We start from the raw sequence: 26,304 nt of genomic DNA on the forward strand, positions 1-26,304 counted from the left end.
ATCTGGGGCACTTTACCCGTGGCAAGGATGACCGTACTTCGGGTAGCCTTGTCAACGCGAGCCCTTTCGTCCCGGACCGTGAGCAGAAAGGCGCGGAGGAATTGCGATGAGCTATCTGGAAGAACTGTTCTCAGTCGCCGGCAAGACCGCGTTGGTCACCGGAGCGGCGACCGGCATCGGCCGCATGGTGGCGACCGCTTTGGTCCAAGCCGGCGCGACCGTGATGATCGCTTCACGCAAGGGCGAGGATTGCATCAAGGTCGCCGCTGAGTTGAACGGGCTCGGCGGCGCCGGCAGCGCCGAAGGCTTTGCCGGTGACGTCTCCAGCGAAGCAGGCATTGCCGCGCTGGTCGGCGAGGTCAAGGCGCGCACCGAGAAGCTGCATATTCTGGTCAACAATGCCGGCATATCCTGGGGTGCCTCGCTGGAAGATTTTCCCTATAGCGGCTGGGCCAAGGTGTTCGCCGTCAACGTCACCGCCGTCTTCCACCTGACCCGCGAATTGCTGCCGCTGCTGGAAGCCGCCGCCAGCGATGCCGATCCGGCCCGCGTCATCAATCTGGGCTCGGTGATGGGCACGCAGCCGCTGGCCGACGACGCCTATTCCTATACCGCGTCCAAGGGCGCCGTTCACCACCTGACGCGCACGCTGGCGATCGAGCTCGCGGCGCGGCGCATCACCGTCAACGCCTTCGCCCCCGGCCCCTTCCAGAGCCGGATGACCGCCTTTGCCACCGGCACCGAAGAAAAGGCCAGACATGTCGGCAGCCATGTCCCCATCGGCCGTATCGGCGTGGCGGATGACATCGGCGGCGCAACGCTCTATTTGTGCAGCCGTGCCGGTTCCTATGTCACCGGCGCCATCCTGCCGATCGACGGCGGGCAGTCGGTGCAGCATGGGCTGACATTGTTCAAGGAATGAGCCGCGGTCGGCGGCAAGGGGAGGACACCGCAGTGGAACCGATCAGTCTCGATGTGCTTCTGGCCAGCGTCGGCAAGGAAGTCGGCGTCTCGCCATGGCGCGAGGTCACACAGACCATGATCGACCAGTTCGCCGACGCCACCGACGACCACCAGTTCATCCATTGCGACCCCGAGCGGGCCAAAAACGAGACGCCGTTCGGCGGCACCATCGCGCATGGCTTCCTGTCGTTGTCGCTGCTCTCGGCGATGACCTTCGAGACCATGCCGCCGCTGGAAAAGGGCAAGATGGGCGTCAACCACGGTTTCGATTCGTTGCGCTTCCTGGCGCCGGTGAAGACCGGCGCGCGCATCCGCACCCGCTTCGTGCTGGCCGACGTCAAGGTCAGGCCGTCGGGCTGGGTGCAGACGGCGCATGACGTGACCATCGAGATCGAAGGCTCGAAGAAGCCGGCGCTGACGGCGCGCTGGCTGACGCTGACGCTGATCGAGCGTGAGCCGGAGACCGCATGAGCGGCGACGCCAACGCGCTGGACCAGACGGCACTAGCGCCCTATCTCGAGGCGCACATCCCGGGTTTTGCCGGGCTTCATTCCATCGAAAAATTCAAATCCGGCCAGTCGAACCCGACCTATCTGCTGACCGCGGCCAGCGGCCGCTATGTCCTGCGCGCCAAGCCGCCGGGCCAGTTGCTGAAATCGGCGCATCAGGTCGACCGCGAATTCACGGTCATGAAGGCGCTGGCCGGCACCGCCGTGCCGGTGCCGGCGATGCTGCATCTGTCGGCGGAGGCGACGCCGATCGGCCGCATGTTCTACGTCATGGATTTTCTCGACGGCCGCATCTTCTGGGATCCGGCAGTGCCGGAGGCCGCTGGCAACGATGAGCGCGCCGCCCTCTACGATGCTATGAACGCCACGCTGGCGGCCCTGCACGATGTCGATGTCGAGGCGGTCGGGCTCGGCGATTTCGGCAAACCCGGCAATTACTTCGAACGCCAGCTGGCACGCTGGACCAGCCAGTACCGCGCCTCGGAGACCGGCACGGTCGCCGACATGGACCGGCTGATCGCCTGGCTGGAGACGCATATGCCGGCCGATGACGGCCGGATATCCCTCGTGCATGGCGACTACCGGCTGGACAACATGATCTTCGCAGCCAGTGAGCCGAAAGTGCTGGCGGTGCTCGACTGGGAACTGTCGACACTCGGCGATCCCTTCGCCGACATCGCCTATCAATGCATGCAATGGCGCCTGCCGCACGCCTCGGGCTTTCGCGGTCTTGGCGGCGTCGACCGCGCCGCCCTCGGCCTGCCCTTGGAGGAAGCCTATGTCGCGGCGTATTGCCGTCGGCGCGGGCTGGCCGGCATCGACAATTGGAGCTTCTTCCTCGCCTTCTCCTTCTTCCGTTTGGCTGCCATCTGCCAGGGCGTCTACAAGCGGGCGCTGGACGGCAACGCCTCCAACCCCGAAAAGGCCAAGACCTATGGTCAAGCGGTGAAGCTGCTGTCGCACCTTGCCGCCAAGCTGATCGACCGAACCTGACTCGACAATGAGATATTGTGGTCGGCGCGATTTGATGACAGATCGGATCAGTTCCGTTCCCCGACCGGGGAGCAAGCCCATACGGAGGTGGTGGCAACCGGCCTGGAAACAGGACGCAAACCGATCACCGTCTGTAGACAGAGCATGATGCCGAAAAGTGTGAAGCGGTTTTCGGACGACATCATGCTCTATCTATTTGATTTAGAGCCGGATTCAGATTCAGGTCAATTCGACCTGAAATCATCCGGCTCTAGCGCGCATCGCTGGAAATGAACTTCATGTGCCGGCTGACTTGCAGGGCGATGTAGACGACCAGCGAGCATCCGATCGGAAACACGATCTCAATGAGGCCGGTGGCGACAGCCTGCGGCAATGCCAGCGCAATGTCCTTGGCTGCGGCGGTCTCGATCGTCAGCGCCGTGATCCCGCCGCCGAACACCGCGCCGGCCAAGGCACCCGCCAGCATGAAATGCAGCGAGCGAGGTTTTTCCTTGGATGCCAGCGAAGCCAGCATCCAGCCCAGCAAGCCATACTCGATCGCCCGCAACATACCGAGCGTGGTGAGCGACAGGATCACGGGCTTTGCCGATACATCAAGCGCGCTCACCATCACCTTTTGCGTACCTTTGGCGATGCCCATGGCCAGCGGCCCCGAGATCATGGCGATAAGGCCGCCAAGCGAGGCTCGCACCTTGGTGATCGCCGTGCCGAGGCTGACGCCGGCGCAGACGAAGAATGACCAGGTCACGCCTTGCGCCAAGTCTATCAGAACCTGGGTCGGGGCCGGGTGCGAACCTGCCGCAAATCCGGCAGTCAGAATAAGCGCTTCCATGGCGAAGCCGATTGCGATCGCCAGCCATGCGACTATCACGACTCGCCTGAGCGCCAGCCTTGCGCCATGAGAAAGTGGATGTGCGCCCGGCAGCCCGGACGAAAGCTCTATCGCAGCCATAGAGGCCCCCGAAAACCGAAATTTCTTGCAGAGCCGCCAAATAGGCTTTGTTTGTAACAGTCCGATGTTGCCTGCGTGCGCCCAGGTTACACATGCTGTGACATAGATGCCGGCGAAATGGACCAGACGGGCACGACTATTCGAGAGAAAGCTTGAGGTCGCTTTTTGATGTCCCTGACAGCGCCCTTGCCCGTTTCCGTACAGCGTATATATTCAGTCATGCACAACCAACCAAAGGCACCGGATCTTGCCACTGAGCGTTCAGAAACGCCGCGAGAAACAAAAGGCCGAACTGCGTTCCGAACTGCTCGACGCAGCCCACAAGCTCGTCAAGGAAGAGGGCTATGAAGGCCTGACCATCCGCAAGTTGGCCAAGCGGGTCGGCTATGCTCCGATGTCGGTCTATTCCTACTTCGCCGACAAGCAAGACATCCTGTTTGCGCTGGCCGAGGATGCCTTCGAAACACTTGCCCGCCGCATCGAGGAGCATCCTTCCGACGATCCGATCGAGGCCTTGCGTGCGGTGATGACCGAATATGCCGCCTTCGGGCTCGGCAACCCCAACGAATACCGCACCGTGTTCATGACCGAAAAGACCAAGCTGCCGGAAGGCAGAAGCTATGAGGACATGGAAGAGGCCAACCCGGCGATGAAAGCGCTGATATCCAGGGTCGAGGCCTGCGTTGCTGCAGGCAAGCTGCAGGGCGATCCGCGCGCCATCGCCACCATGCTTTGGGCAGTCGGCCACGGCACCATCTCGCTTTTGATCACGTTCCCGTTCTACCCCTTCGGGGATCCGCAGGCTTTCGTGACGCGGATGTGCGATTTCACACTCGCCACGCTCAGCCCTCAGAATGTGCCGCCGCTGACCGAGACCCCGGTCGACTGCTGAGCATCCCCGCCCCTCCAATTCAACGTCCGGCCTGACAGCTTCGGCTGTGTCAGTGCGCCGCAATTTTCGGCATTCAAAAAAATTTTTCGTACGCGTACGCTTTTCGACTTGAAAACCCATCTCGGTGGGCGTATGTGTACGTTGTATCGTACATGTACGAAAAGAATTTAACCGATGGAGACAGACATGAACAAGACCCTTCTCGCTCTCGCCACCGTGCTGGCTCTCTCCGGCTCGGCTTTCGCCGCCAACAACACACACTCGACCAAGCAGGCCCCCGCCGCCACCTGCGTCGACACCACGACCAATGCCAAGCTCGATTGCGCCGTGACCGGCTCGGTCGAAAAGTCCGACGTCAAGGCCAAGAGCCCGCGTCTCGGCATCGAGATCAACCCATGGATCGTGCCGAGCACGTTCTAAGTTGATCGGGCTCGACCACAGCACAACGATTAATTTAAGGGCGGCAGGATAATCCCGGCCGCCCGTTTTTCCTCAGCGCCCCCATTTCCTCAGCGCAAGCCGGCTTTTCCTGAGTTCAAACCTGGCGTAGCCGAACGGGTTATTTCTTGCGCGGTTTGCGACCCGGCACCGTCTTGGCCTTGCCGGGTCTTGCCGGCGCGCCTGGGATGGCGGTCGAGGTGATCGACACCGGATCGCTGGCCGGAAACGTGTCCTCGAGGCCTTCCTCGAGTTCCTCTTCTTCGGCAGTCACCTCGTGATGCTGCTCATGTTCGAGTGAGCGCACGGCGGACGTCTTGCCAGCTGACTTCGGCGGCGCTTTCGACGGCATCGTATGTTCTCCCTGATGGGGGAAGCAGAACGGCTTGACCCGTCAAACGTTCCTACGCCGCCGCGTCGCTGGCTGCTTCCGACAGGAAAGTAAAGACATAGTCCGAGAAGGAACGCCAGCACTCGACCCGGAAAGCGTCGGCTGCCGTGCGCAACAGCAGGATTTCGCACTTGCCGAGAATGGTGCGCGACGCCGCGCCCACCGGAAAAGCCTCGAGCGACAAATCCTGCGGGCAGCCTGCATTGATCGCGGCGGCAGCCGCCGGGCCGGTGACGGCGAAGGCGACGTTGCGGTGCGAGATGCCGACCGCCGAATGCAATGCGGCAACCCCAGCACAATCGTCCAGCGGATCCTTGCCGGCCTCGTCGATGACCAGCCACTCGTCAGGGCCGAGCCACAGCGCCGTGCGGCCAGCCTTGGCCGCCGAAGTTTTCGGCTGCTTCGGCAAGGTCAGGCCGAGCGCCTTCGACAGCGCCGCGACGGAAGCCTCCGGCGCGCGCAGCGACATGCGCTCCGCCGGCGGCAGCACCTCAACCTTGACATCCGTTGCGGAAACGACGCGTCCAGCCAGGGCCGGGCGGCGCTCGATGGACGGCGCTGCAGCTGGGGCCGTCTTCTTTGCAGCAGCCTTAGCCATTGAGGCGCCCTCCCGTCTCGTCGAAGAACACCGTGCCGGTAACCTCCACTTCGATCACCCCGTTCGGCATCGGCACATAGAGCGTGTCGCCCATCCGGTCGCGGCCGCCGGCAACCAGCGCCAGCGCGATCGAGCGACCGCAATTTTCCGACCAGTAGCTGGATGTGACGTGACCGATCATCTTCATCGGGATCGCCTGCTTCGGATCAGCGACGATCTGCGCGCCTTCCTCAAGCACCACTTTCGGGTCCTTGGTCTTCAAGCCGACCAGCTGCTTGCGGCCCTTGGCGACCAGATCGGGCCGCGTCAGGCCGCGGATGCCGACGAAATCGGTCTTCTTCTTGCCGACCGCCCAGTCGAGCCCGGCATCGTTCGGCGTCACCGTGCCATCCGTGTCCTGGCCGACGATGATGTAGCCCTTTTCGGCGCGCAGCACGTGCATGGCCTCGGTGCCGTAGGCAGTAGCGCCATGCTTCTGGCCTTCGGCCCACAGCGCTTCCCAGACCGCCTGGCCGTGATCAGCCGGCACGTTGACTTCAAAACCGCGCTGGCCGGTGAACGACATGCGAAACAGCCTGGTCGGCACGCCGCAGATCTTGCCTTCGCGCACCGACATATGCGGCAGCGCCTCGTCCGACATGTCGATGCCTTCGACCAGCGGTGCAATGATGTCTCGCGACTTCGGCCCCTGCACGGCGATGACCGCCCACTGTTCGGTGATCGAGGTCAGCCAGACATTCAGATGCGGGAACTCGGTCTGGAGATAGTCCTCCATATGGTTCATGACGCGCGGCGCGCCACCCGTCGTGGTCGTCACATGAAAACGGTCCGGCGCCAGCCTGCCGACGACGCCGTCATCATAGATGAAACCGTCCTCGCGCAGCATGATGCCATAGCGGCAGCGGCCGCGTTCCAGCTTCTCCCATGGATTGGTGTAGAGCAGTTCCATGAACCTGGCCGCATCCGGTCCGACCACTTCGATCTTGCCCAGCGTCGAGGCATCGAACAGGCCGGCATTGCTGCGCACAGCGACGCATTCGCGGTCGACCGCCTTGTGCATGTCCTCGCCGGGTTTGGGGAAATACCAGGCGCGCTTCCACTGGCCGACATCCTCGAACACCGCGCCTTGAGCTTCCGCCCAGGGATGGATCGCGGTCTTGCGTGTCGGGTCGAACAGCGGACCGCGCGAATGGCTGACGATCGCGCCGAAAGTGACAGGCGTATAGGGTGCGCGGAACGTGGTCAGCCCGACCTCTGGGATCGGCTTGCCCAGCGTCTCGGCGGCAATCGCCAGGCCGTGCATGTTGGAGGTCTTGCCCTGGTCGGTCGCCATGCCGTTGGTGGTGAAGCGCTTGACGTGCTCGATCGAGCGCATGCCTTCATGCACCGCCTGGCGGATGTCCTTGGCGGTGACGTCGTTCTGGAAATCGACGAAGGCCTTGACCGTCTTGTCCGGCCCGGCGCCGGGCGCCGCGCCCAGCATGCCGCGCGACCAGCTTTCCGACGCGTCGACCTTCGGCTTAACGCCCTTGGCCACTTTGCCGCCCGCATCCTTCGCCGCCTTGGCGCCGGCCGCATAGGCTTCGTCGATCGACGCCGAGAGCCCATCCGTACCGTTGCAGGCGCCGACCGAAACGCAGTCCTGCGCATAGATGCCCGGCACGAAGCGCTTGGTCTCGTCATTGAAGGCGACCTTGCCGCGCGACTGTGAGAACAGATGCACCGACGGCGTCCAGCCGGCCGACATCAGGATGGCGTCGACCGGAATGGTGCGCTCGCCGCCCCCATTCTTCGGCTGCACCGTCATCGAGGTCACGCGCAACTTGCCGCCGGCGCGGATCACCGCGCGGCCGAAATTGACCTCGATCCCGAGCGCCCTCGCCTCGTCGATCACAGGTCCGGTCGGATGGTCGCGCAGGTCGACGATCGCCGCCACGTTGACGCCGGCCTTCTTCAGGTCGATCGCGGCGGAGTAGGCCGAGTCATTTGCGGTGTAGACGCCGACATTTTTGCCGACCGCGACACCGTACTGGTTGAGATAAGTCCGCGCCGCCGAGGCCAGCATGATGCCGGGCCGGTCATTGTCGGCAAACACCATATGGCGTTCGATGGCGCCGGTCGCCAGCACCACGCGCTTGGCGCGTACCTGCCACAGCCTTTCGCGCGGCAGATCGCGGCCGGGGTTCTGCAGATGGTCGCTGACCCGCTCGACCAGGCCGACGAAGTTCTGCGCGTAGTAGCCGAACGCCGTCGTCCGCGACAAAACGCGGACATTGTCCATGGCGGTGAGCTTGGCCACCGCGCCTTGCGCCCAGGCATAACCGTCCTGGCCGTCGATCTTCGCCCCGCTCTCGAAGCGCAGGCTGCCGCCGAAGCTGGCCTGTTCATCGGCGAGGATGACACGCGCGCCGGTTTCGGCAGCGGCGAGCGCTGCCGCAATGCCGGCCGCACCGCCGCCTAGCACCAGTACGTCGCAATGCGCATAGCGCGACGAATAATGGTCGGGATCTGGCTTGTCAGGCGAAACGCCGAGGCCGGCCGCGGCGCGGATCTTCGGCTCGTAGAGGCTCTTCCAGGCTGCCTTCGGCCACATGAAGGTCTTGTAGTAAAAGCCGGCCGAAAACAGCGGCGATGCAATGTCGTTGACCGCGCGGACGTCGAAGGCGAGCGACGGCCAGCGGTTTTGCGAGTTGGCGACGAGCCCGTCATAGAGCTCCTGCACCGTGGCGCGGATGTTGGGCGCCTTGCGTGCCGCGTCGCGCTTGACCTCGACCAGCGCGTTGGGCTCTTCCGCTCCGGCCGACAGGAAGCCGCGCGGACGGTGATACTTGAACGAACGTCCCACCAAATGCACGCCATTGGCAAGCAGCGCCGAGGCCAGCGTGTCGCCTTCGATGCCGGTGTAAGACTGGCCGTCGAAAGAGAACCGCGCGGTCTTGGCCTGGCTGAGACGGCCGGCGCTCGGAATGCGGAACGCGCCGCTCATTTGGAAGCCATTTCGTTGGAGTTTTTGGGCAGCTTGGACGGTTTCGGCTCGCCGGCTTTGTAAGTCATGACGAACTTGTCGGTGACGGTGTCGCGCACCGCGTTGAAGAAGCGCGCGCAGCCATGGATGTGGCGCCAGCGCTCATAGATGATGCCCTTCGGGTTCGAGCGGATGAAGAAGAACTTTTCAAAATCGTCGTCGCTCTCGCCCGCCATGTTGGCCGAGCGCGCAATATGCGCCTCGCCGGCGTTACGGAACTCGAGCTCCGGGCGCTCTTCCTCGCAATAGGGGCAGCGGATGAGAAGCATTATCGTTCGTTCCTACAATTCGCCGTGGCCGACATGCGCGCCGGCCGGTTGGTTGCAAAGCCTCTGGCCCATCGCCGCAAAAGGCGCGACGAGCCGAATGCGCCCCTCCACGCTTGCGGCGGGGCGAAACAGCTCGCGATACGCCATGTTGCCGATCGTGAGCTGAAACGGATCGGTCGTCACGATGACGCTGCGCGGCTCGAATGTGTCGTCCTCGCCGAGATCGGAGGGCCTGTTCTCCATGAAGATGACCACCTTCTGGCCACCACTCCACACGCATGCCAGAATGCCGGCGTCGATCGAAAACGGCCAATTGGCTTCGTTGCCGGCGCGGCTGATCGGCTGCGTCCGCACCTCGTCCGGTGACGGAAAATGGAACAGGTCCTGCTCCCCCGCCAGCACCAGCGGCACCGCTACAGCCAACTCCACCATCATCAGTGCGCCACCGCCGCCGCCGCTGCCTCGTCGATGAGGCGGCCGGTACGGAAGCGCTCGATGGTGAAGGGCGCGTTGATAGGATGCGGATCGTCCTTGGCAATCGTGTGGGCAAAGACATGGCCTGAGCCGGGCGTTGCCTTGAAGCCGCCCGTGCCCCAGCCGCAATTGACGTAGAGGCCTGATACCGGCGTCTTGGCCAGGATCGGCGAACGGTCGGGCGTCACGTCGACGATGCCGCCCCACGAGCGCAGCATCTTCATGCGGGTGAAGATCGGGAACATCTCGCAGATGGCGTCGAGCGTGTGCTGCAGGATATGCAGGCCGCCGGTCTGCGAATAGGAGACATACTGGTCGGTGCCGGCGCCGATCACCAGCTCGCCCTTGTCGGACTGCGAGATATAAGCGTGCACCGTGTTCGACATAACCACGCACGGCACCACCGGCTTGACCGGCTCCGACACCAGCGCCTGCAGCGGATAGCTTTCCAGCGGCATGCGCACGCCGGCCATGTTCATGATCACCGAGGAGTGGCCTGCAGCCACCACGCCGACCTTCTTGGCGCCGATGAAGCCGCGCGTCGTGTCGACGCCCATGACCGCGCCATTGGCCGCCCGCTTGACGCCGGTGACCTCGCAATTCTGGATGATGTGCACGCCGCGCGCCGAAGCGCCGCGCGCATAGCCCCAGGCCACCGCATCGTGACGCGCCGTGCCGCCTCGCCGCTGCAAGGCGGCGCCGACGACGGGATAGCGCGCCTGCCTGGAAATGTTGAGCGGCGGGCAGAATTCCTTCGCCTGCTCAGGCGTCAGCCATTCATTGTCGATGCCGTTGAGACGGTTGGCATGGACATGGCGCTTCAGCACCTGGATGTCGTGCACATTGTGCGCCAGCATCATGACGCCGCGCGCCGAATACATGACGTTGTAGTTGAGTTCCTGGGAGAGCCCATCCCACAGCTTCAGTGCATGGTCGTAAATGCCGGCGCTCTCGTCGTAAAGGTAGTTGGAGCGGATGATGGTGGTGTTGCGCCCGGTGTTGCCGCCGCCTAGCCAGCCCTTTTCCAGCACCGCGACATTGGTGATGCCGTGCACGGTGGCGAGATAGTAGGCGGTGGCCAGGCCATGACCGCCGGCGCCGACGATGATGACGTCATATTCCTTCTTCGGCTCCGGCGAGGACCATTGTTCCTCCCAGCCCTTGTGGCCGCGCATGGCCTCGCGGGCGATGGCGAATACCGAATATTTTTTCAACGTTCCAGCCTCGCAAATGGCGATGGGGTATTTTACGCAGCCCCGGCGCGCGAGGTGTATCACTAGCGAAACGGCGCTTCCACCCTTGCGCTGTTTGCGACGGCGCTTGCCGTTTTGCGCCGCGGTGGAAAAGACCTGCCCGGGCTGGCAGGCATGGCTGCGTTCGGACACACTGGCGATCGCGAGACTCTGGAGGACGAATATGGGCAACGCCTGGTGGAATCTGACGTTGCGTTTCCTGCTGGAACTTGCCGCCTTGCTTGGCCTCGGCTTTGCCGGCTGGAGCCTCTCCGGCGGATGGTGGCGCTGGCTCTTCGCCTTGGCCTTGCCGTTCATTGCAGCTGCGCTGTGGGGAACCTTCGCGGTGCGCGGCGATCCGAGCCGGTCCGGACGCGCGCCGGTTCCTGTACCAGGCGCAGTCAGGCTGGTGCTTGAACTGGCCATCCTGTTTGGCGGTGCAGCCGGATTCTATGCCGCCGGTCACACGACTACGAGCGTTGTCATCACGCTGCTCATCGCCATCAGCTACGCATTTTCGCTCGATCGCCTCGGCTGGCTGCTGAAGCAATAGTCCGGCGCGCGGCGCTTGTGCCGCTGCGAAGCCATTCAGCAAGTCGAGCACGTATCGGGTGGCTAGCACCGTCCCGAACTGCGATCAACATCCCGGTTGCCGGCACAGCCGGCGCGATGAAAGGATGTAAAAAAATGTTCGCACTCACCAATAAAATAGCGATCGTCACCGGCGCCAGTTCCGGCATCGGCCGCGCCACCGCAAAACTCTTCGCCGAAGAAGGCGCCAAGGTCGTCATCGCCGCCCGCCGCCAGGCCGAACTCGATGCGCTGGTCGTCGAAATCGAGGACGCCGACGGCACGGCAGTCGCGCTTGCCGGCGATGTCCGCGACGAAGCCTATGCAAAAGCCCTCGTCGATCTCGCCGTCGAAAAATTCGGCGGGCTCGATATCGCCTTCAACAATGTCGGCTCCGTCGGAACGATGGGTCCGATTTCGGAACTGTCGCTGGACGGATGGCGCGAGACGCTCGACGCCAATCTGACCAGCGCCTTTCTCGGCGCGAAATACCAGGTGCCGGCGATGGTCGAACGCGGCGGCGGATCGCTGATCTTCACCTCGACCTTCGTCGGTCACACAGTCGGCATGCCGGGCATGACCAGCTATGCCGCGAGCAAGGCCGGACTGATCGGCCTGACGCAGGTCCTGGCCGCCGAATACGGCCCCAGGGGCGTGCGGGTCAACGCGCTGATGCCGGGTGGCACCGACACCCCGTCGGCAACATTCAAGACGCCGGAATCACGCGCTTTCGTGGAAAACCTGCATGCCTTGAAACGTGTCGCTGTGCCTGAAGAGATCGCCCGCGCTGCGCTCTTCCTGGCATCGGATGCGTCGAGCTTCACCACAGGATCGGCGCTGTTTGCCGATGGCGGCGTCTCGATCACCCGGACGTGAAGCATTTCGCGGGTCATCGCCCGCGCCGATCAGCCATAGAACCCGAAACCGGACTTGCTTTTTCCACGCGATTTGGCGATTCGGTTTCGGGTGAGGAGGACGGACATGCTGCTGATCAGGACCTATGTCGCCCAGAGCGCAATCGAAGGCGTCGGCGTGTTCGCCGCCGAGCCGATCAGGAAGGGCGCCTCGATATGGCGGCTCGATCCGGATTTCGACCGGCTGATCCCGATGGACAAATACGAGGCGGCGCCGCCGCACCTCAAGGAATTGCTCGACCGCTATGCCTATCCGAGCCCCGACCGTCCCGGCTTCATGGTCTATGAAGTCGATAATGGCCGCTTCATGAACCACGCCGAGCGGCCGAACACGGATTTTTCGCAATATGGCGGCGCCACCGCCACTCGAGATATATCAGCCGGCGAGGAAATTACCTGCGATTACGGCGAATTCTTCGAGGATTTCGCACGGCTCCATCTGGCCAGCGCCTAGTTGGCGCCCTATCTCGGGGCTGCCGTGGCAAATTGGCGGTTGTCCTTCATTTCCAGTGTGGACAGCGCGGCCTGATTCTGCTATCAGCCGCCACAATTCGTGGTGTAAAGCGCCGCGGAGGCATGTGGCTATGGCCACTTGCCTGTTGATATCAAACCCGAAAGACAGGATTGCCCGTGCAGGTACTCGTCCGCGACAATAACGTTGATCAGGCGCTTCGCGCTCTCAAGAAGAAGATGCAGCGCGAAGGCATTTTCCGCGAAATGAAGATGCGCGGCCATTACGAGAAGCCTTCCGAGAAGCGCGCCCGTGAAAAGGCCGAAGCCGTTCGCCGCGCCCGCAAGCTGGCCCGCAAGCGCGCCCAGCGCGAAGGCCTGCTGCCGATGACGCCGCGCCCGGTTGCTGCCGGCGCCGCCGGTGGTCCTGGTGGTGCTCCGCGTCCGCCGCGGTTCTGACGCCAATTTTTCGTCCTTTTCGAAGGATACTCAGAGGTGGCGCGATGCGGAATCGCCGCCACCTTTTTGTTTGGAGCGCCGCCATTCTGTTGGAGGCCGTTCCCTTGAACGCGCAAACGGCGTTCTAGATTTTGTTACGAGAATCTGTGACCCGGCCCGGAGGGGGACCTGGACGGCGAGGCTGAAGTGAGGACAGGGCAGACATGAACGCAATCGGCGTAGAGCGCAGAACCACAATGCGCGGTTTGGCCCTGGCGGCAGCCCTGATGTCCGGCCTGGTGCTTGCCAGTTGCCAGAGCGTTCCGACCGGCGAATTCAACAACATCGACAAGGCGCAAGGCTCGAGCGAGAACATCTCCTCGCTGTCGGCGGTGATCCAGCGCAATCCGCAGGATCCGGAAGGCTACAATGTGCGCGGCTCGGCCTATGGCCGTGGCGGCCAGTATCAGGCGGCGCTGAAGGATTTCGACACCGCCATCCAGCTCAACCCGAATTTCTACCAGGCCTATTCGAACCGGGCGCTGATCCAGCGCTTCCTCGGCAACCAGGCGGCCGCCCTTGCCGACTACAACCGCTCGATCCAGATCAATGCAAATTATGACGCCGCCTATATCGGCCGCGGCAACCTCTATCGCAAGGCCGGCCAGACCCAGCAGGCCTTCAACGATTTCCAGAAGGCGATCCAGCTCGACACCACGGATGCCCGTGCCTACCACAATCGCGGCCTGATCTATCAGAGCCAAGGCCAGCACAAGTTTGCCATCGAGGATTTCTCGACCGCCATCTCGCTGGCGCCGGACGCCGCCGAACCCTACAACGGCCGCGGCCTCTCCTATCTCGCCATGAATGACGAGGACAACGCCTTCTCCGACTTCAACATGGCCATCAAGCTCGACGGCAAGAACGCCGAAGCCTGGTCCAACCAGGCGCTGATCTACGAGCGCCGCGGCGACAAGGTCAAGGCCTCGAAGGCCTACCGCGAAGCCGTCCATCTCGACCCGACCTACCAGCCGGCCAAGGACGGCCTGTCGCGCACATCGGGCGCCACGGCCGGCTGAGATGCGGCCGGCGCGCCGCCATCGTCGGCCTTTTATACAACGTTCCATTCCTGATGCAGTGCGCCGCGTGAGCGGTTTCTCCCAAGGGAAAGCGCAGAGCCCTTCCCCTAGGGATTGCGTATCCAGAAAACCCCACTATCACCCAATCTTAACCACCGGGGGCAAAGCGCTAACCCCTGCCTTGATCGCGCCAAGTTTTCAGCGGAACGCTCCGGGCCATTCAACCGTTGTTGAAGGCATTTTCGAAAGGACTGACCCATGATCAAGAAAATCATCTGTGCCGCGGCACTTGCCACGACGCTGCTTGCCGTTCCCGCCAGCGCCGGCAAGCTTCAGCTCGGCACGCTCGATTGCACCATCGACGGCGGCGTCGGTTACGTCATCACGTCGAACAAGGGCGTCGACTGCACGTTCCGCCCTTATCACCATGGGCCGTCCGAGAAATACACGGGGATGATCTCCAAGCTCGGGGTCGATCTCGGCCAGACGCATCAGGGCCAGCTGGTGTGGGCGGTTCTGGCCGCCACCCGCGGCCATGACGAGGGCGACCTTGCCGGCCATTATTACGGCGTCAACGCCGAGGCGAGCGTGGTGACCGGCGGCGGCGCCAATCTGCTGGTCGGCGGGCTCGACGGCGCCTTTGTGCTGGAGCCGCTCAGCGTCCAGGCGCAGACCGGCGTCAATGTAGCGGTCGCCGTGACCTCCCTGGAGCTGATCCACTCGTTCAAATAAGCATCGGCAAATAAGTATCGACTGATCCCTCTACGCGCGGCGCGGAACAGGTTACTGTTTCGCGCCGCATGCTTTTTGGGGGATCCGCCGTGCTGAAACCAGCCATCGCCGCCGCTATCACCATCATCTGTACCGCCCAGGCCCAAGCGCAAGACCAGGGCATCGAACTCGGTGTGCTCGATTGCGCCATCGGCGGCGGCACCGGCTTCATCTTCGGCTCCAGCAAGGATCTGAGCTGCACCTTCACGCCGGCCGACAAGAGCTTTTCGCCGGAAGCCTATTTCGGCGCCGTCAACAAATACGGGCTCGACATCGGCACCACCAAGCAGACCGTCATGCAATGGCTGGTGCTGACGCCGCTGAGGAACATCTATGCGCCCGGCGCGTTGGCCGGCGACTATATCGGGGCCAGCGCCGAAGTGACGGCGGCGGTCGGCGCCGGCGCCAATCTCCTGGTCGGCGGCTCCTCGCAGGCCTTCACCCTGCAGCCGCTCAGCCTGCAGACGCAGACCGGTATCAACATTGCCATCGGCGTCAGCCAGTTTCAGCTGCGCAGCATTGAGAACTGACCGGCGCATCAAGCGGAGAGGCTTCCGGCCAATCTCGACCGTTTGCACTTCGATAAAAAGCCACTTGAGCTCAACTGCGCTTGAGGTTTTACAACTCGCCTGACTGAAACAGCGCGCATGGCCCCGCCGGAAAGCCCGACTGGCTTCTGGCGCCATGCGCCGGCATCGAGATATGCAAAGGCAGGGTAAAAGAATGACTGAAATCACCAGCAACAAGGTCGACTGGCGGGCATTGTGGGCAAGCGGCGACCTCGCGCGCTTCTGCTTCATCAGCCTCGGCATCCTGCTGCACGCCACCAACGAGACGATGGTGGCGACGGTCATGCCGGCCATGGTCGGAGACCTCGCCGGTGTGCAGTTCGTCGGCTGGTCGCTGGCCGTCTACGAGCTCGGCGCCATTGTCGCCGGCGCTGCGGCGGGGCGGCTGGTCAGCTATGTCGCTCTACGCTCCAACGTCACGGTCGCCGCCCTGCTCTATGCCGTGGGCGCCCTGATCTGCGCCACCGCGCCGTCCATGCCGGTGTTTCTTGCCGGCCGTCTGGTCGAGGGGCTCGGCGGCGGTGCGCTGGTGTCGCTGGCCTTCGTCTCGGTCGAGCGGCTGTTTAACCGCAACATCTGGCCACAGCTGTTCGGCATAATGTCGGCGATCTGGGGCGTCGCCGCGTTCAGCGGCCCGATGCTCGGCGCGATCATGGTCGAGCTCCTGTCCTGGCGCTGGGCCTTCGGCGTCTTCGTGCTGGGTGGCATTGCCATGGCATCGGCAAGCTTCATCGTCCTGAACACGCCGGAAGCGGCGAAGCCGCAGGCCGCCGCCGGCACATCGCCGCCCTTCCCCTATGCAGCACTTGGCTGCCTCGCCATCGCCGTCGTGCTGATCGCCACCGCAGGCGTCGACGTCGCCTTGCTGCGCTCGTCGCTGCTGCTGGCCCTCGGCCTCGCCGGCCTGGCGCTGTTCGTTTTCGTCGACGCCATGAAGCCGCAATCGCGACTGTTCCCGTCGGGCCTGTTCTCATGGCGCTCGCCGGTCGGCAGCGGCATGACCATGGTTGCCGCCTTCTCGGTGGCGACAGTCTCTTTTTCCATCTACGGGCCGCTTCTGCTTACCACGCTGCACGGCATCCCGATCCTGACCACAGGCTACATCATCGCCGCCGAATCGATCGCCTGGTCGATCCTGTCGATCGCCGTCGCCAATGCGCCGCTGCACCGCGAACGGCAGATCCTCGTCATCGGCGCGCTGATGATTGCAGCCGGCCTCGCGGGTTTCGCCTATGCCATCCCCGCCGGCTCGATCCCGATGATCCTGCTCTGCGCTTTGTTGCAAGGCGGTGGCTTCGGCGTGTCATGGCCCTTCCTGACCCGCATCATCGTCGCCTCGGCCCGCGACGGCGAGCAGACGATCGCCTCGGCCGCCGTGCCGACCATGCAGCGCATCGGCTACGCCGTGGGCGCCGCCATGGCCGGCATCATCGCCAATGCCAGCGGCTTTTCGGACGGGCTGAACCGCGAGGCAGCAGCGCACGTCGCCGGCTGGCTGTACCTGGCCTTCGTGCCGCTCGGCATTGTCGGTTGCCTGGCGGTGTTGAAGATGGCTTTGGCGGCACGCCGGCCGCAATTGGCGACAGGCTGAGGGCACGGCGGATGGAGAATTTGGCGACAGCATTCCGCCGGCGCTGTCGGCGTCAAATGCCCTCGACCACAAGGCTGCTTGCAAGACCATGGCCTGCCCGATTGCGGAACCGGCGGCCGCTCAGGCTTGCAAACGCTCGGCGATGAGCGCGGCGAGCCGCGCCGCCACCTCGTCCTTGCCCATCTCAGGCCATTCCTCGACGCCGTCCTTCGAGACGATGCGCACCTTGTTGCGGTCGCCGCCCATGACGCCGGTGGGGCCGACACCGCTTTCATGCGAGACATCGTTGGCGACAATGAAATCAGCGCCCTTCTTCTTCAGCTTGGCCTCGGCATTGGCAATCAGGTCCTGCGTCTCGGCGGCGAAGCCGACAACCAGCCCCGGGCGTTGCCCGTGATGACCGACGCCGGCGAGAATGTCGGGGTTTTCGACCATTTGCAGCGCCGGTGGGCCCTGGCCCGCCACCTTCTTGATCTTCTCGCCGGCCGTGCCAGCGGTGCGCCAGTCGGCGACGGCAGCTACGAAGACCGCGGCGTCCGCCGGCAACAACTGTTCGACGGCCGCTTTCATCTCGGCCGCGGTCTCCACATGCGTCGTCACAACGCCGGCCGGATCGGCAATGCCGACCGGACCGGAGACCAGGCGTACATCCGCGCCCAGTCTTGCCAGCGCTGCCGCAATCGCATGACCCTGCTTGCCCGAAGAGCGGTTGGCGATGTAGCGCACCGGGTCGATCGGCTCATGCGTCGGCCCCGAGGTGACGATGATCCTGCGGCCGGCCAGCGGCTTCGGCCTGCTGTCGAGCAGTGCCTCGATCACTGCCACGATGTCCAGCGGCTCGGCCATGCGGCCTTCGCCCACCTCATTGCTCTCGGCCATCTCGCCCCTGGCCGGGCCGACAAAGGCGATGCCGTCCTTGGCGAGCGTCGCCCGGTTGCGGCGCGTCGCGGCATGCGACCACATTTTCGGGTTCATCGCCGGCGCCATCAGCACCTTCTTGTCGGTGGCGAGCAGCACCGTCGAGGCCAGATCGTTGGCATGGCCGTTGGCGAGCTTGGCCATCAGATCGGCAGTGGCCGGCGCCACTACCAGAAGGTCGGCCTCGCGCGACAGGCGGATATGGCCGACATCGTGCTCGTCATTGCGGTCGAACAATTCGCTGAAGACATGGTCGGCCGAAAGCGCGCCGACCGAAAGCGTGGTGACGAACTCCTGCGCCGCCGATGTCATCACGACGCGCACCGCCGCACCGCGCTCGCGCAGCCGGCGGATCAGGTCCAGCGCCTTGTGGGCGGCGATGCCGCCGCCGATGATCAGCAGGATGCGCTTGCCGTCGAGGGTTTTGTGCGTTTTTGTGGATTGACCTCGCTCGGGCAGATCGATGTCAAAACCTCCATGAGGCTCAACCAAGCGGCGGATTGTTGCATAGAGGGTTTCGCTCTCGGGCATGCCGGCTTCCGCCGACAGCACGCTTTTGGCAAGCGCATCACGCGCCTCTTCCTCCATCGACACCCCGCGCGCCGCAGCGCGCTCACGCAATTTCTGCTTCACGTCGTCAGCTAGATTGCGGACAGTAATGGTGCCCATGACTTGCTCCGCGACATCAATAGCGCGACTGCAACGCTAGCACCACAGTTGCTAGCGTTGCAAGCGATCAAAGCAGCTTCCACGCGATATACACCAGCGTCAGCGCGATGACCCACAGCGCCATGCGGCCGGAGCGGGTGTAGCGCGCTTCGGCCTTACCGATGGCGCGCGATGTCGCTTCGTCGAAGCGCAGGCCGTGTTCGGCCATAAAATCGATCTCGCGCGACAGCCGTTCGGTGCGGGCGGCAAGATCGGGCGCTTGGCGGGCCAGCGCCAGCAGCGCCTTGGCGCCGTCGCGCGCGTCCATCAGCAGGCCGCTCGGGCCGAGATTGCCGGCGATCCACTGGCCGACCACCGGCTCGGCCGTCTTCCACATGTTGAAAGCCGGGTCGAGCGTGCGCGCGACGCCTTCGACCACCACCATGGTCTTCTGCAACAGGATCAGTTCCGACCGCGTGGCCATATCGAACAGTTCGGTGACCTCGAAGAGCAGCGTCAGAAGCTTCGCCATCGAGATGGTTTCAGCCGGCTGGCCATGGATCGGCTCGCCGATGGCGCGAATGGCCTGCGCGAAAGCCGCGACATTGTGCCGACGCGGCACGTAGCCGGCCTCGAAATGCACCTCGGCGACGCGCAGATAGTCGCGCGTGATGAAGCCGTAGAGGATTTCGGCGAGGAACCGGCGCTCCTTCTTGCCGAGCCGTCCGGCAATGCCGAGATCGACGGCGACGATATTGCCATTGGCCTCGACGAACAGATTGCCTGGATGCATGTCGGCATGGAAGAAGCCGTCGCGCAGCGTGTGACGCAGGAACGACTGGATCAGGTTGGTGGCGATCGCCTTCAGATCGTGCCCCGCCGCCGCGAGGCCGGCGATGTCGTTCATCTTGACGCCGTCGACCCATTCCATGGTCAGCACATCGCGCCCGGTGCGCTCCCAGTCGACCGACGGCACGCGGAAGCCCGGATCGTCCTTGGTGTTTTCGCCCAGTTCCGAAAGTGCGGCCGCCTCGAGGCGAAGATCCATCTCGATCTTGGTGGTCTGCGCCAGCGTCTCGGTCACCTCGACCGGCCGCAGCCGGCGCGACGACGGGATGTATTTCTCCTGCAGCCGAGCGGCGAGGAAATAGCTTTCGAGATCCTGGAAGAAGCGGCGGCGCACGCCAGGCCGGATCACCTTCACCGCCACCTTGGTATCGACACCGTCATGCATTGCTTGCGCGGGATGAACCTGGGCGATGGAGGCCGCCGCGACCGGCCCGCCGAACTGCGTATAGAGTTCGCCGATCTTGCGCCCGAGCGAGCCCTCGATCGCCGCCACCGCTTCCGCCTGCGAAAAAGTGTGCATCTTGTCCTGCAGCATGGCGAGGTCGAGCGCCATGTCGTTGCCGACGACATCAGGCCGCGTCGCCAGGAACTGGCCGAGCTTGACGTAGGAGGGTCCGAGCCGGACCACCGCCTTGGCCAGCCGGTCGCTGCGCTCATAAGCGAGCGCGCGGCGGCGGGTAAACAGCCGCGCCATGCGCCAGCCGAATTTCGGCAGGCCGCTGAGTTCGTCGCCCGGCAGTGCTGCGATCACGCCCTCGCGGACCAACACCCAGCCGGCCCGTGCGAGCCGAAAGGCGGCGCCGACGCTGCTCATCGTCTACCCTGCTGCTGCAAATTGTCCGGCCTCAAAGCTTCCAGCCCGAATGAAGCGCTGCGATGCCGCCGGAATAGTTGCGGAACGACACGCGCTCGAAGCCCGCGCGGGTGATCATGGCAGCAAAGTTCTGCTGATTGGGAAATTTGCGGATCGATTCGACCAGGTAGGAATAGGGTTCGCCCTCGCCCGTCACCATCTTGCCGATCTGCGGAATGGCGTTGAACGACCAGGCTTCGTAGACCTTGTCCAGCAGCGGCATCTCGACCTCGGAAAACTCCAGGCACAGGAACCGTCCGCCGGGCTTCAGCACGCGAAAGGCTTCCGTCAGCGCGACATCGATGCGCGGCACGTTGCGGATGCCGAATGCGATGGTGTAGGCGTCAAAGGTGCTATCGGTGAAAGGCAGTTCCTCGGCATTGGCCTCGACGAAATCGGTGTTGCCGGACAGGCCCTTTTTCTCCGCGCGGTCACGGCCGACGCTAAGCATCGAGCCGTTGATGTCGAGCACCGTGGCATGCGTGTTGCCATGGCTGGCGTCTACAATGCGGAAGGCGATGTCGCCGGTGCCGCCCGCCACGTCAAGCACTTTCCAGCCCGGACGTTTCGGCGGATTGAGCCATGTCACCATGGCATCCTTCCACAGCCGGTGCAGCCCGGCCGACATCAGGTCGTTCATCAGGTCGTAGCGGTTCGCCACCTTGTGGAAAACCTCATTGACCAGAGGCTGCTTGTCGCCTGGCCCTACCTTCTTGAAACCATAGGAGGTTTCCATGCCGCCCGCGGCCGTGGTTCTCTCAACTGACATTATTTTGATCCGTCATAAAACCGGCGGGACCATAGCCGATCGATGGTGCGGGCGCTATTGTTTAAGGCGCGGTGTTCGGCCGCGCTTCCAGGTGGTGGGCTTACGGCCTGGACTGATGAGACGGGATAACTGCATGCCTTTGAAAGCGGAACTGCACTGCCACATCGAGGGGGCAGCGGCGCCCGAACTCGTCGTCCGCCAGGCGCAGAAATACGGCAAGGACACCTCGCCCTATATCCAGAACGGCTCGTTCGTCTGGCACGACTTCACCTCTTTCCTCGCGGCTTACGACTTTTCCGCCGACCTGTTCCGCTCCGAGGAGGATTATGCCCGCCTCGCCGACCATTATCTGACCAGCCTTGCCCGCGACGGCGCCATCTATTCCGAAGTCTTCACCTCGCCCGACCATGCCGTCAGGGCCGGCCTGTCGCCCAAGGCCTACACCGATGCGCTCGGCGAAGGCATGCTGCGCGCCAAAGCCAAGACCGGCATAGAGGGCCGCATGATCGTCACCGGCGTACGCCATGTCGGCGTCGAATCGATCGAGCAGGCGGCGCGTTTTGCGGCGCGCTGCGGAAATCCGCTGGTCACCGGCTTCGGCGTCGCCGGCGATGAACGCATGGGCGAGATGGAGGATTATGTCAGGGCCTTCGAGATCGCCCGTGAAGCGGGTCTTGGCATCACCATCCATGCCGGCGAGTTGACCGGCTGGGAGACGGTGCAGGCCGCACTCGACCACATCCGCCCCTCGCGCATCGGCCATGGCGTGCGCGCCATCGAAAATCCCGACCTGGTGCGCCGCATCGCCGATGAGGGCATCGTGCTCGAATGCTGCCCCGGCTCCAACATCGCGCTCAAAGTCTACGACAGTTTCGCCGATCACCCTTTGCCTGCCCTGCAGGCGGCCGGCTGCAAGGTGACGCTGAACTCCGACGACCCACCCTATTTCTGGACCTCGCTGAAGCGCGAATACGACATCGCCGCCGAGCATTTCTCCATGAATGAAAAAGCTTTGACCGCCGTCACCAGGACGGCGATCGAAGCGGCTTTCGTCGACAGGAAGACGAAAAGCGCGCTGCTTGCCCGGCTCGATGCGAAGAGGTGACTGGTGACTGGTGACTGGTTTGCCGGCGGTTCGGCCTGTCAACGGCAATGATCGATCCATCGGGACTCGCAAACCTGCTCACTATTCACTATTCACTATTCACCATTCACTGGAGCAACCCATGCAGGGCGTCACCGTCGTCGACCACCCGCTTGTCCAGCACAAGCTCACCATCATGCGCAAGAAGGAGACGTCGACCGCTGGTTTCCGGCGGCTGCTGCGCGAGATCTCGCTCCTGCTCGGCTACGAGGTCACCCGCAACCTCGAACTGACGACGACGACCATCGAAACGCCGATGGAAACCATGGAAGCGCCGACGCTGGAGGGCAAGAAGCTGGTCTTCGCCTCGGTGCTGCGCGCCGGCAATGGCCTGCTCGAAGGCCTGCTCGACCTGGTCCCGGCGGCCCGCGTCGCGCATGTCGGCCTCTACCGCGATCACGAAACGCTGGAGGCGGTGGAATATTTCTTCAAGGCGCCGAGCGATCTCGCCGACCGGCTGGTGATCGTCGTCGATCCGATGCTGGCGACCGCGAACTCGGCCATCGCGGCCATCGACAAGCTGAAGGAGCGCGGAGCCACCAACATCCGTTTCCTTTGCCTGCTGGCGGCGCCAGAAGGCATCGAGCGCTTCACCAAGGCGCATCCGGATGTCCCGGTCTTTACCGCTTCCATCGACCGCCAGCTCAACGAGAAGGGCTACATCATGCCCGGCCTCGGCGATGCCGGCGACCGCATGTACGGAACCAAATGACGGCGGCTGGCAAGGCCAGCTGACATCCAGTCGTTTACCGCCCGTTTACGCAAAGCCGCGGTTTGGGGTTGGCGTTAAAGCGGCAAACACCACGTGCGCACGAGAATGGGCCTTCACGAAGGTCCGTTCATGCTGCGCAAGCTTCTCATTCTGGGCGTGTTCGCCGGAACGTCGGCATCGATCCCGATCGTCTATCAGTCGAACCCGCAGATTCTCGACAACCTGTTGAAGTCGACCGTCGCCGGCAAGCCGCAACCGCAGCCCGAGCTGAGCCTCGCCTCGGTTCCCGACAAGCCGGCCGCACCGCTGCCCACCGGTCGCAAGGTCCTGGTGGCGGCCGACGAGCGCGGCCATTTCACCTCCGCCTTCAAGCTCAACGGCCGCCAGGTCGACGGCATGATCGACACCGGCGCCACGTTGGTCGCCATCAACACCTCGACGGCGCGCCGCATCGGCATCTCGCTCAACCCGTCGGATTTCAGCCATCAGGTCAACACCGCCAATGGCGCGATCAGGGCCGCTGTGGTCAACATCGACCGCCTGCAGATCGGCAAGATCAGCGTCGACAACATCCAGGCCGTGGTCCTCGACGACAAGGCGCTGCGCACCAACCTGATCGGCATGAGCTTTTTGCAGCGGCTGGCAAAATACCAGGTCGAAAACGGCACACTGTTGCTGGTGCAGTAGCGCCTTCCGCTACCCGCGCGGCAGCACGCGCCGGATGACAGTCTTGTCGGCGGCTGGTTTCGACGCCCCGATCGTATAGGCCGAAAGCACGGCGGCTGCGGCCGCTTCGGCCTCCACTTGCGTGCGGGCGTGGACCAGCGCCAGCGGCTCGCCGGCCCGCACCTCGGCGCCGAGCGGCAGTAGCCTGGTGATGCCGACCGCATGGTCGATCCTGTCGTCCGGCCGCGTGCGCCCGCCACCGAGCCCGACCACAGCAAGGCCGATATCGCGAGTGGCAATACCGGTGGCAAAACCGTTGCCTGTCGCCTTGACCGCAAACTCCACCGCCGCTTTCGGCAGGTATTTTTCCGGCTTCTCGACGAAATCGGCGGGACCGCCAAGCGCTGTCACCATACGCGCGAAGGCGGCTGCCGCGCGGCCGCCGGCCAGCGTCTCGGCCGCGCGCCTGAGACCGTCCTGATTGGACGACGCCAGCCCTGCCGATTGCAGCATCTCGGCGGCCAGCGCCAGCGTCACATCCTCCAGTCGCTTGTCGCGGAGCCTCCCGGTGAGGAAATCGACGGCGTTGCGCACCTCGACCGCGTTGCCGGCCGCCGACGCCAGCGGCTCGTTCATGCCGGTGACCAGCGCCGAGGCCTTCAGGCCGGCGCCGTTGGCGATCTCGACCAGGCTGTTGGCCAGTGCTGTCGCGTCGCGCGACTTCTCCATGAAGGCGCCATTGCCGACCTTGACGTCGAGCACCAGCGACTGCAGGCCAGCCGCGAGTTTCTTCGACAGGATAGAAGCAGTGATCAGCGGCACCGATTCCACCGTTCCGGTCACATCGCGGATCGCATAGAGCCGACGGTCGGCGGGCGCGAGATCGGCGGTCTGGCCGATGATGGCACAGCCGGTCTCGAGCACCGTCTTGCGGAAGCGCGCGATATCCGGCTGGCTGATATAGCCTGGGATGGCATCCATCTTGTCCAGCGTGCCGCCGGTATGCCCAAGGCCCCTGCCGGAGATCATCGGCACATAGGCGCCGCAAGCGGCGACGATCGGCGCCAGCATCAGCGAGACATTGTCGCCGACGCCGCCGGTCGAATGTTTGTCGGTGACCGGACCCGGCAGATCCGACCAGTCGAGCACATCGCCGGAATCGCGCATCGCCAGTGTCAGCGCCACCGCCTCGTCGCGGTTCATGCCGTTGAAGAACACCGCCATGGCAAAGGCGCCGACCTGACCGTCCGAGACGCTGCCCGAAGTTACGCCGGCGACAAAGGCCGAAATCTCCTGCGCCGACAGTTTCTGGCCGTCGCGCTTGCGGCGGATGATTTCCTGGGGAAGCATCAGGTGCCCTTTGGCTCCGGCAACCCATCCTGGAACACATGCGCAAGGATCGTCGCCAACCGTGCGCCGCCGATCGGCGCCATGTCCTTGGTCTCTTGGTGCGACAGTTCCGCCCCGGTCATCCCGGCGGCGAGATTGGTGATCACCGAACAGGCGGCTACCCGAAGCCCAAGGAAGCGGGCGAGAATGACCTCCGGTACGGTCGACATCCCTACCGCATTGGCGCCCATGACGCGCGCCATGCGGATTTCAGCAGGGGTTTCGAAACACGGACCGGAAAACCACATATAGACGCCCTTGTGCAGCGCCGTCCCTGTCGCCTTCGCCGCCCGTTCGATCGCCGCGCGCAAGCCGGCATCATAGGCTTCGGTCAGGCCGACGAAGCGGCGGTCGCTCGGTTCGCCGATCAGCAGGTTGGAGCCGGAGAAATTGATGTGATCGGTGATCAGCATCACCGATCCTGGCAGCATGTCGGGATCGACCGAGCCGGCGGCATTGGTAAGGATCAGCTTGGTGATGCCGATGCCGGCAAGCACCTCCAGCGCCGGCCGCATTGCAGCAGCAACGCCGTGCTCGTAGTAATGGGCGCGGCCGGACAGCATCAGCACCGGCGTGCCGGCGAAAAGCCCCGCGACCACCTCGCCGGCATGGCCAGTCACCCCGCTGCGGGGGAAACCCGGCAGGTCGGCATAAGAGATGCGCACGGCATTCTCGACCTGGTCGACAAGCCCGCCAAGGCCCGACCCCAGCACCATCGCCGTTGTCGGCGCTAACCCGTCCAGCCTTTCGACGAGGTGGTCCAGAGCTTCCTTCATATCAGCCAACTCTCACTTCAAAATGTCGCCACGAAACCCGTAGGGCAGCATGTCGCCCATCGTCACGGTCTCGACCACGCCGGTGTTGTCGCAAAGATAGAGCTTCGTGTCCGGCCGGCAGAACTCCGCCAGCCTTTGCCGGCAGCCGCCACAGGGCGAGCATTTGGCCATGCGCGAGGCAATGACGGCGATCTCGACGATCTTGCCGCCGCCGCCCATGATGTAATGGCCGAGCGCCGTGGTCTCGGCGCACCAGCCTTCCGGATAGGACGCGACCTCGATGTTGGCGCCGGTGAAGACACGGCCGTCCTCGGTGCGCAACGCCGCACCCACCGGAAACTTCGAATAGGGCGCGTAGGCCTTGGCCATGGCCTCCTGCGCGGCTTCGAACAGATCATGCGACATTCAGGTGTTCTCTCCGACGATCGTGGTCAAAACCCGGCCATTTGCGTTTTGCTGGCG

General features: G+C 63.9%; 29 protein-coding genes. 16 read left to right on the forward strand and 13 right to left on the reverse strand.

All coding sequences use genetic code 11. The features are described 5' to 3' along the window. Positions 1 to 106: 106 nt before the first annotated feature. Genes AC3EML_RS29350 through AC3EML_RS29360 form a run of 3 tightly spaced genes read left to right on the forward strand, consistent with a single transcriptional unit; the run spans position 107 to position 2,465 of the window. Positions 107 to 922 (forward strand): SDR family oxidoreductase, encoded by an 816-nt coding sequence (locus tag AC3EML_RS29350; protein ID WP_352521438.1) that lies wholly within the window; start codon positions 107 to 109, stop codon positions 920 to 922. Continuing rightward, positions 919 to 1,434, forward strand: coding sequence for a MaoC family dehydratase (locus AC3EML_RS29355; protein ID WP_280790513.1), 516 nt, complete (start codon positions 919 to 921; stop codon positions 1,432 to 1,434). The genes AC3EML_RS29350 and AC3EML_RS29355 overlap by 4 nt, the downstream gene beginning before the upstream one ends. After that, positions 1,431 to 2,465 (forward strand): phosphotransferase, encoded by a 1,035-nt coding sequence (locus tag AC3EML_RS29360; protein ID WP_352521439.1) that lies wholly within the window; start codon positions 1,431 to 1,433, stop codon positions 2,463 to 2,465. The genes AC3EML_RS29355 and AC3EML_RS29360 overlap by 4 nt, the downstream gene beginning before the upstream one ends. A 250-nt stretch (positions 2,466 to 2,715) precedes the next feature. On the opposite strand, the gene AC3EML_RS29365 is transcribed toward AC3EML_RS29360, so the two are convergent. Further along, a complete protein-coding gene (locus AC3EML_RS29365; protein WP_023710915.1) occupies positions 2,716 to 3,336 on the reverse strand; it encodes a hypothetical protein in 621 nt (206 codons plus the stop codon). 328 nt (positions 3,337 to 3,664) lie between these two features. On the opposite strand from AC3EML_RS29365, the gene AC3EML_RS29370 reads away from it, so the two are divergent. Together AC3EML_RS29370 and AC3EML_RS29375 are read left to right on the forward strand one after the other, a co-directional pair. Beyond that, entirely contained in the window at positions 3,665 to 4,309 is a 645-nt protein-coding gene (locus tag AC3EML_RS29370; RefSeq protein ID WP_352521440.1) for a TetR/AcrR family transcriptional regulator, read from the forward strand. Between the two features lie 186 nt (positions 4,310 to 4,495). Next, entirely contained in the window at positions 4,496 to 4,729 is a 234-nt protein-coding gene (locus AC3EML_RS29375) for a DUF680 domain-containing protein (RefSeq protein WP_023671148.1), read from the forward strand. A 139-nt stretch (positions 4,730 to 4,868) separates the two neighbouring features. Here AC3EML_RS29375 and AC3EML_RS29380 read toward each other — a convergent pair whose 3' ends face one another. Genes AC3EML_RS29380 through AC3EML_RS29405 form a run of 6 tightly spaced genes read right to left on the reverse strand, consistent with a single transcriptional unit; the run spans position 4,869 to position 10,718 of the window. Beyond that, positions 4,869 to 5,099, reverse strand: coding sequence for a hypothetical protein (locus AC3EML_RS29380; RefSeq protein WP_023691851.1), 231 nt, complete (start codon positions 5,097 to 5,099; stop codon positions 4,869 to 4,871). A 52-nt stretch (positions 5,100 to 5,151) separates the two neighbouring features. After that, on the reverse strand, positions 5,152 to 5,736 hold the full coding sequence (locus tag AC3EML_RS29385; protein ID WP_352521441.1) for a sarcosine oxidase subunit gamma: 585 nt from the start codon (positions 5,734 to 5,736) through the stop codon (positions 5,152 to 5,154). Continuing rightward, positions 5,729 to 8,722 (reverse strand): sarcosine oxidase subunit alpha, encoded by a 2,994-nt coding sequence (locus AC3EML_RS29390; RefSeq protein ID WP_352521442.1) that lies wholly within the window; start codon positions 8,720 to 8,722, stop codon positions 5,729 to 5,731. Before AC3EML_RS29390 ends, AC3EML_RS29385 begins: the two co-directional genes overlap by 8 nt. Further along, a complete protein-coding gene (locus AC3EML_RS29395; RefSeq protein ID WP_023683197.1) occupies positions 8,719 to 9,030 on the reverse strand; it encodes a sarcosine oxidase subunit delta in 312 nt (103 codons plus the stop codon). The genes AC3EML_RS29390 and AC3EML_RS29395 overlap by 4 nt, the downstream gene beginning before the upstream one ends. A gap of 12 nt (positions 9,031 to 9,042) precedes the next feature. Then, positions 9,043 to 9,465, reverse strand: coding sequence for a hypothetical protein (locus AC3EML_RS29400; RefSeq protein WP_352521443.1), 423 nt, complete (start codon positions 9,463 to 9,465; stop codon positions 9,043 to 9,045). Then, positions 9,465 to 10,718, reverse strand: a complete 1,254-nt coding sequence (locus AC3EML_RS29405; protein ID WP_023686460.1) for a sarcosine oxidase subunit beta — start codon at positions 10,716 to 10,718, stop codon at positions 9,465 to 9,467. The genes AC3EML_RS29400 and AC3EML_RS29405 overlap by 1 nt, the downstream gene beginning before the upstream one ends. 202 nt (positions 10,719 to 10,920) lie before the next feature. Here AC3EML_RS29405 and AC3EML_RS29410 point away from each other — a divergent pair, with 202 nt between their 5' ends. The 8 genes from AC3EML_RS29410 (at position 10,921) to AC3EML_RS29445 (ending at position 17,118) form a co-directional block, all read left to right on the forward strand. Continuing rightward, complete coding sequence (locus AC3EML_RS29410; RefSeq protein WP_352521444.1) at positions 10,921 to 11,289, forward strand: YrdB family protein; 369 nt, start codon at positions 10,921 to 10,923, stop codon at positions 11,287 to 11,289. Between the two features lie 134 nt (positions 11,290 to 11,423). Then, a complete protein-coding gene (locus AC3EML_RS29415) occupies positions 11,424 to 12,182 on the forward strand; it encodes an SDR family oxidoreductase (RefSeq protein ID WP_352521445.1) in 759 nt (252 codons plus the stop codon). A 105-nt stretch (positions 12,183 to 12,287) separates the two neighbouring features. After that, positions 12,288 to 12,674: an SET domain-containing protein gene (locus tag AC3EML_RS29420; protein ID WP_023671139.1), complete on the forward strand. Its 387-nt coding sequence runs from the start codon at positions 12,288 to 12,290 to the stop codon at positions 12,672 to 12,674. A gap of 176 nt (positions 12,675 to 12,850) precedes the next feature. Further along, complete coding sequence (rpsU, locus tag AC3EML_RS29425) at positions 12,851 to 13,129, forward strand: 30S ribosomal protein S21 (RefSeq protein WP_023671138.1); 279 nt, start codon at positions 12,851 to 12,853, stop codon at positions 13,127 to 13,129. A gap of 203 nt (positions 13,130 to 13,332) precedes the next feature. Next, on the forward strand, positions 13,333 to 14,187 hold the full coding sequence (locus AC3EML_RS29430) for a tetratricopeptide repeat protein (protein ID WP_023700994.1): 855 nt from the start codon (positions 13,333 to 13,335) through the stop codon (positions 14,185 to 14,187). A gap of 258 nt (positions 14,188 to 14,445) precedes the next feature. Next, positions 14,446 to 14,919: a DUF992 domain-containing protein gene (locus AC3EML_RS29435; RefSeq protein ID WP_023671136.1), complete on the forward strand. Its 474-nt coding sequence runs from the start codon at positions 14,446 to 14,448 to the stop codon at positions 14,917 to 14,919. Positions 14,920 to 15,008: 89 nt separating this feature from the next. Beyond that, a complete protein-coding gene (locus AC3EML_RS29440; protein WP_023683192.1) occupies positions 15,009 to 15,488 on the forward strand; it encodes a DUF992 domain-containing protein in 480 nt (159 codons plus the stop codon). 193 nt (positions 15,489 to 15,681) lie between these two features. Beyond that, entirely contained in the window at positions 15,682 to 17,118 is a 1,437-nt protein-coding gene (locus AC3EML_RS29445; RefSeq protein ID WP_352521446.1) for an MFS transporter, read from the forward strand. A 120-nt stretch (positions 17,119 to 17,238) separates the two neighbouring features. Here the strand turns inward: AC3EML_RS29445 and coaBC are convergent, their stop codons facing one another. The 3 genes from coaBC to ubiE form a co-directional block, all read right to left on the reverse strand. After that, on the reverse strand, positions 17,239 to 18,705 hold the full coding sequence (coaBC, locus tag AC3EML_RS29450; protein ID WP_352521447.1) for a bifunctional phosphopantothenoylcysteine decarboxylase/phosphopantothenate--cysteine ligase CoaBC: 1,467 nt from the start codon (positions 18,703 to 18,705) through the stop codon (positions 17,239 to 17,241). Positions 18,706 to 18,772: 67 nt separating this feature from the next. Next, on the reverse strand, positions 18,773 to 20,347 hold the full coding sequence (gene ubiB / locus AC3EML_RS29455; RefSeq protein WP_352521448.1) for a 2-polyprenylphenol 6-hydroxylase: 1,575 nt from the start codon (positions 20,345 to 20,347) through the stop codon (positions 18,773 to 18,775). A 31-nt stretch (positions 20,348 to 20,378) separates the two neighbouring features. After that, positions 20,379 to 21,155 (reverse strand): bifunctional demethylmenaquinone methyltransferase/2-methoxy-6-polyprenyl-1,4-benzoquinol methylase UbiE, encoded by a 777-nt coding sequence (gene ubiE / locus AC3EML_RS29460; RefSeq protein ID WP_023691856.1) that lies wholly within the window; start codon positions 21,153 to 21,155, stop codon positions 20,379 to 20,381. Positions 21,156 to 21,288: 133 nt separating this feature from the next. Here ubiE and AC3EML_RS29465 point away from each other — a divergent pair, with 133 nt between their 5' ends. The 3 genes from AC3EML_RS29465 (at position 21,289) to AC3EML_RS29475 (ending at position 23,698) form a co-directional block, all read left to right on the forward strand. After that, on the forward strand, positions 21,289 to 22,260 hold the full coding sequence (locus tag AC3EML_RS29465; protein ID WP_352521449.1) for an adenosine deaminase: 972 nt from the start codon (positions 21,289 to 21,291) through the stop codon (positions 22,258 to 22,260). A 121-nt stretch (positions 22,261 to 22,381) separates the two neighbouring features. Beyond that, entirely contained in the window at positions 22,382 to 23,011 is a 630-nt protein-coding gene (gene upp / locus AC3EML_RS29470; RefSeq protein ID WP_023671129.1) for a uracil phosphoribosyltransferase, read from the forward strand. 129 nt (positions 23,012 to 23,140) lie between these two features. Continuing rightward, positions 23,141 to 23,698: a TIGR02281 family clan AA aspartic protease gene (locus AC3EML_RS29475; protein ID WP_023740923.1), complete on the forward strand. Its 558-nt coding sequence runs from the start codon at positions 23,141 to 23,143 to the stop codon at positions 23,696 to 23,698. Between the two features lie 9 nt (positions 23,699 to 23,707). On the opposite strand, the gene deoA is transcribed toward AC3EML_RS29475, so the two are convergent. The 3 genes from deoA to cdd are packed head-to-tail and all read right to left on the reverse strand — an operon-like array spanning position 23,708 to position 26,247. Then, the gene (gene deoA, locus AC3EML_RS29480; RefSeq protein ID WP_352521450.1) at positions 23,708 to 25,027 is read right to left on the reverse strand and encodes a thymidine phosphorylase; all 1,320 of its coding nucleotides are present in this window, start codon (positions 25,025 to 25,027) and stop codon (positions 23,708 to 23,710) included. After that, entirely contained in the window at positions 25,027 to 25,842 is an 816-nt protein-coding gene (locus AC3EML_RS29485) for a purine-nucleoside phosphorylase (protein WP_352521451.1), read from the reverse strand. Before AC3EML_RS29485 ends, deoA begins: the two co-directional genes overlap by 1 nt. Before the next feature lie 12 nt (positions 25,843 to 25,854). Further along, the gene (gene cdd / locus AC3EML_RS29490; protein ID WP_023683183.1) at positions 25,855 to 26,247 is read right to left on the reverse strand and encodes a cytidine deaminase; all 393 of its coding nucleotides are present in this window, start codon (positions 26,245 to 26,247) and stop codon (positions 25,855 to 25,857) included. Between the last annotated feature and the right edge of the window lie 57 nt (positions 26,248 to 26,304).

The sequence above is a fragment of the Mesorhizobium sp. P170090 genome, assembly GCF_057786115.1.

What these genes read in the sequence shown, in the direction of transcription:
- AC3EML_RS29350 (WP_352521438.1), top strand. Translation starts at nt 107, where the DNA reads ATGAGCTATCTGGAAGAACTGTTCTCAGTCGCCGGCAAGACCGCGTTG.
- AC3EML_RS29355 (WP_280790513.1), top strand. Translation starts at nt 919, where the DNA reads ATGAGCCGCGGTCGGCGGCAAGGGGAGGACACCGCAGTGGAACCGATC.
- AC3EML_RS29360 (WP_352521439.1), top strand. Translation starts at nt 1,431, where the DNA reads ATGAGCGGCGACGCCAACGCGCTGGACCAGACGGCACTAGCGCCCTAT.
- AC3EML_RS29375 (WP_023671148.1), top strand. Translation starts at nt 4,496, where the DNA reads ATGAACAAGACCCTTCTCGCTCTCGCCACCGTGCTGGCTCTCTCCGGC.
- AC3EML_RS29380 (WP_023691851.1), bottom strand. Translation starts at nt 5,099, where the DNA reads ATGCCGTCGAAAGCGCCGCCGAAGTCAGCTGGCAAGACGTCCGCCGTG.
- AC3EML_RS29385 (WP_352521441.1), bottom strand. Translation starts at nt 5,736, where the DNA reads ATGGCTAAGGCTGCTGCAAAGAAGACGGCCCCAGCTGCAGCGCCGTCC.
- AC3EML_RS29390 (WP_352521442.1), bottom strand. Translation starts at nt 8,722, where the DNA reads ATGAGCGGCGCGTTCCGCATTCCGAGCGCCGGCCGTCTCAGCCAGGCC.
- AC3EML_RS29395 (WP_023683197.1), bottom strand. Translation starts at nt 9,030, where the DNA reads ATGCTTCTCATCCGCTGCCCCTATTGCGAGGAAGAGCGCCCGGAGCTC.
- AC3EML_RS29400 (WP_352521443.1), bottom strand. Translation starts at nt 9,465, where the DNA reads ATGATGGTGGAGTTGGCTGTAGCGGTGCCGCTGGTGCTGGCGGGGGAG.
- AC3EML_RS29410 (WP_352521444.1), top strand. Translation starts at nt 10,921, where the DNA reads ATGGGCAACGCCTGGTGGAATCTGACGTTGCGTTTCCTGCTGGAACTT.
- AC3EML_RS29415 (WP_352521445.1), top strand. Translation starts at nt 11,424, where the DNA reads ATGTTCGCACTCACCAATAAAATAGCGATCGTCACCGGCGCCAGTTCC.
- AC3EML_RS29420 (WP_023671139.1), top strand. Translation starts at nt 12,288, where the DNA reads ATGCTGCTGATCAGGACCTATGTCGCCCAGAGCGCAATCGAAGGCGTC.
- AC3EML_RS29430 (WP_023700994.1), top strand. Translation starts at nt 13,333, where the DNA reads ATGAACGCAATCGGCGTAGAGCGCAGAACCACAATGCGCGGTTTGGCC.
- AC3EML_RS29435 (WP_023671136.1), top strand. Translation starts at nt 14,446, where the DNA reads ATGATCAAGAAAATCATCTGTGCCGCGGCACTTGCCACGACGCTGCTT.
- AC3EML_RS29445 (WP_352521446.1), top strand. Translation starts at nt 15,682, where the DNA reads ATGACTGAAATCACCAGCAACAAGGTCGACTGGCGGGCATTGTGGGCA.
- coaBC (WP_352521447.1), bottom strand. Translation starts at nt 18,705, where the DNA reads ATGGGCACCATTACTGTCCGCAATCTAGCTGACGACGTGAAGCAGAAA.
- ubiB (WP_352521448.1), bottom strand. Translation starts at nt 20,347, where the DNA reads ATGAGCAGCGTCGGCGCCGCCTTTCGGCTCGCACGGGCCGGCTGGGTG.
- ubiE (WP_023691856.1), bottom strand. Translation starts at nt 21,155, where the DNA reads ATGTCAGTTGAGAGAACCACGGCCGCGGGCGGCATGGAAACCTCCTAT.
- AC3EML_RS29465 (WP_352521449.1), top strand. Translation starts at nt 21,289, where the DNA reads ATGCCTTTGAAAGCGGAACTGCACTGCCACATCGAGGGGGCAGCGGCG.
- upp (WP_023671129.1), top strand. Translation starts at nt 22,382, where the DNA reads ATGCAGGGCGTCACCGTCGTCGACCACCCGCTTGTCCAGCACAAGCTC.
- AC3EML_RS29475 (WP_023740923.1), top strand. Translation starts at nt 23,141, where the DNA reads ATGCTGCGCAAGCTTCTCATTCTGGGCGTGTTCGCCGGAACGTCGGCA.
- deoA (WP_352521450.1), bottom strand. Translation starts at nt 25,027, where the DNA reads ATGCTTCCCCAGGAAATCATCCGCCGCAAGCGCGACGGCCAGAAACTG.
- AC3EML_RS29485 (WP_352521451.1), bottom strand. Translation starts at nt 25,842, where the DNA reads ATGAAGGAAGCTCTGGACCACCTCGTCGAAAGGCTGGACGGGTTAGCG.
- cdd (WP_023683183.1), bottom strand. Translation starts at nt 26,247, where the DNA reads ATGTCGCATGATCTGTTCGAAGCCGCGCAGGAGGCCATGGCCAAGGCC.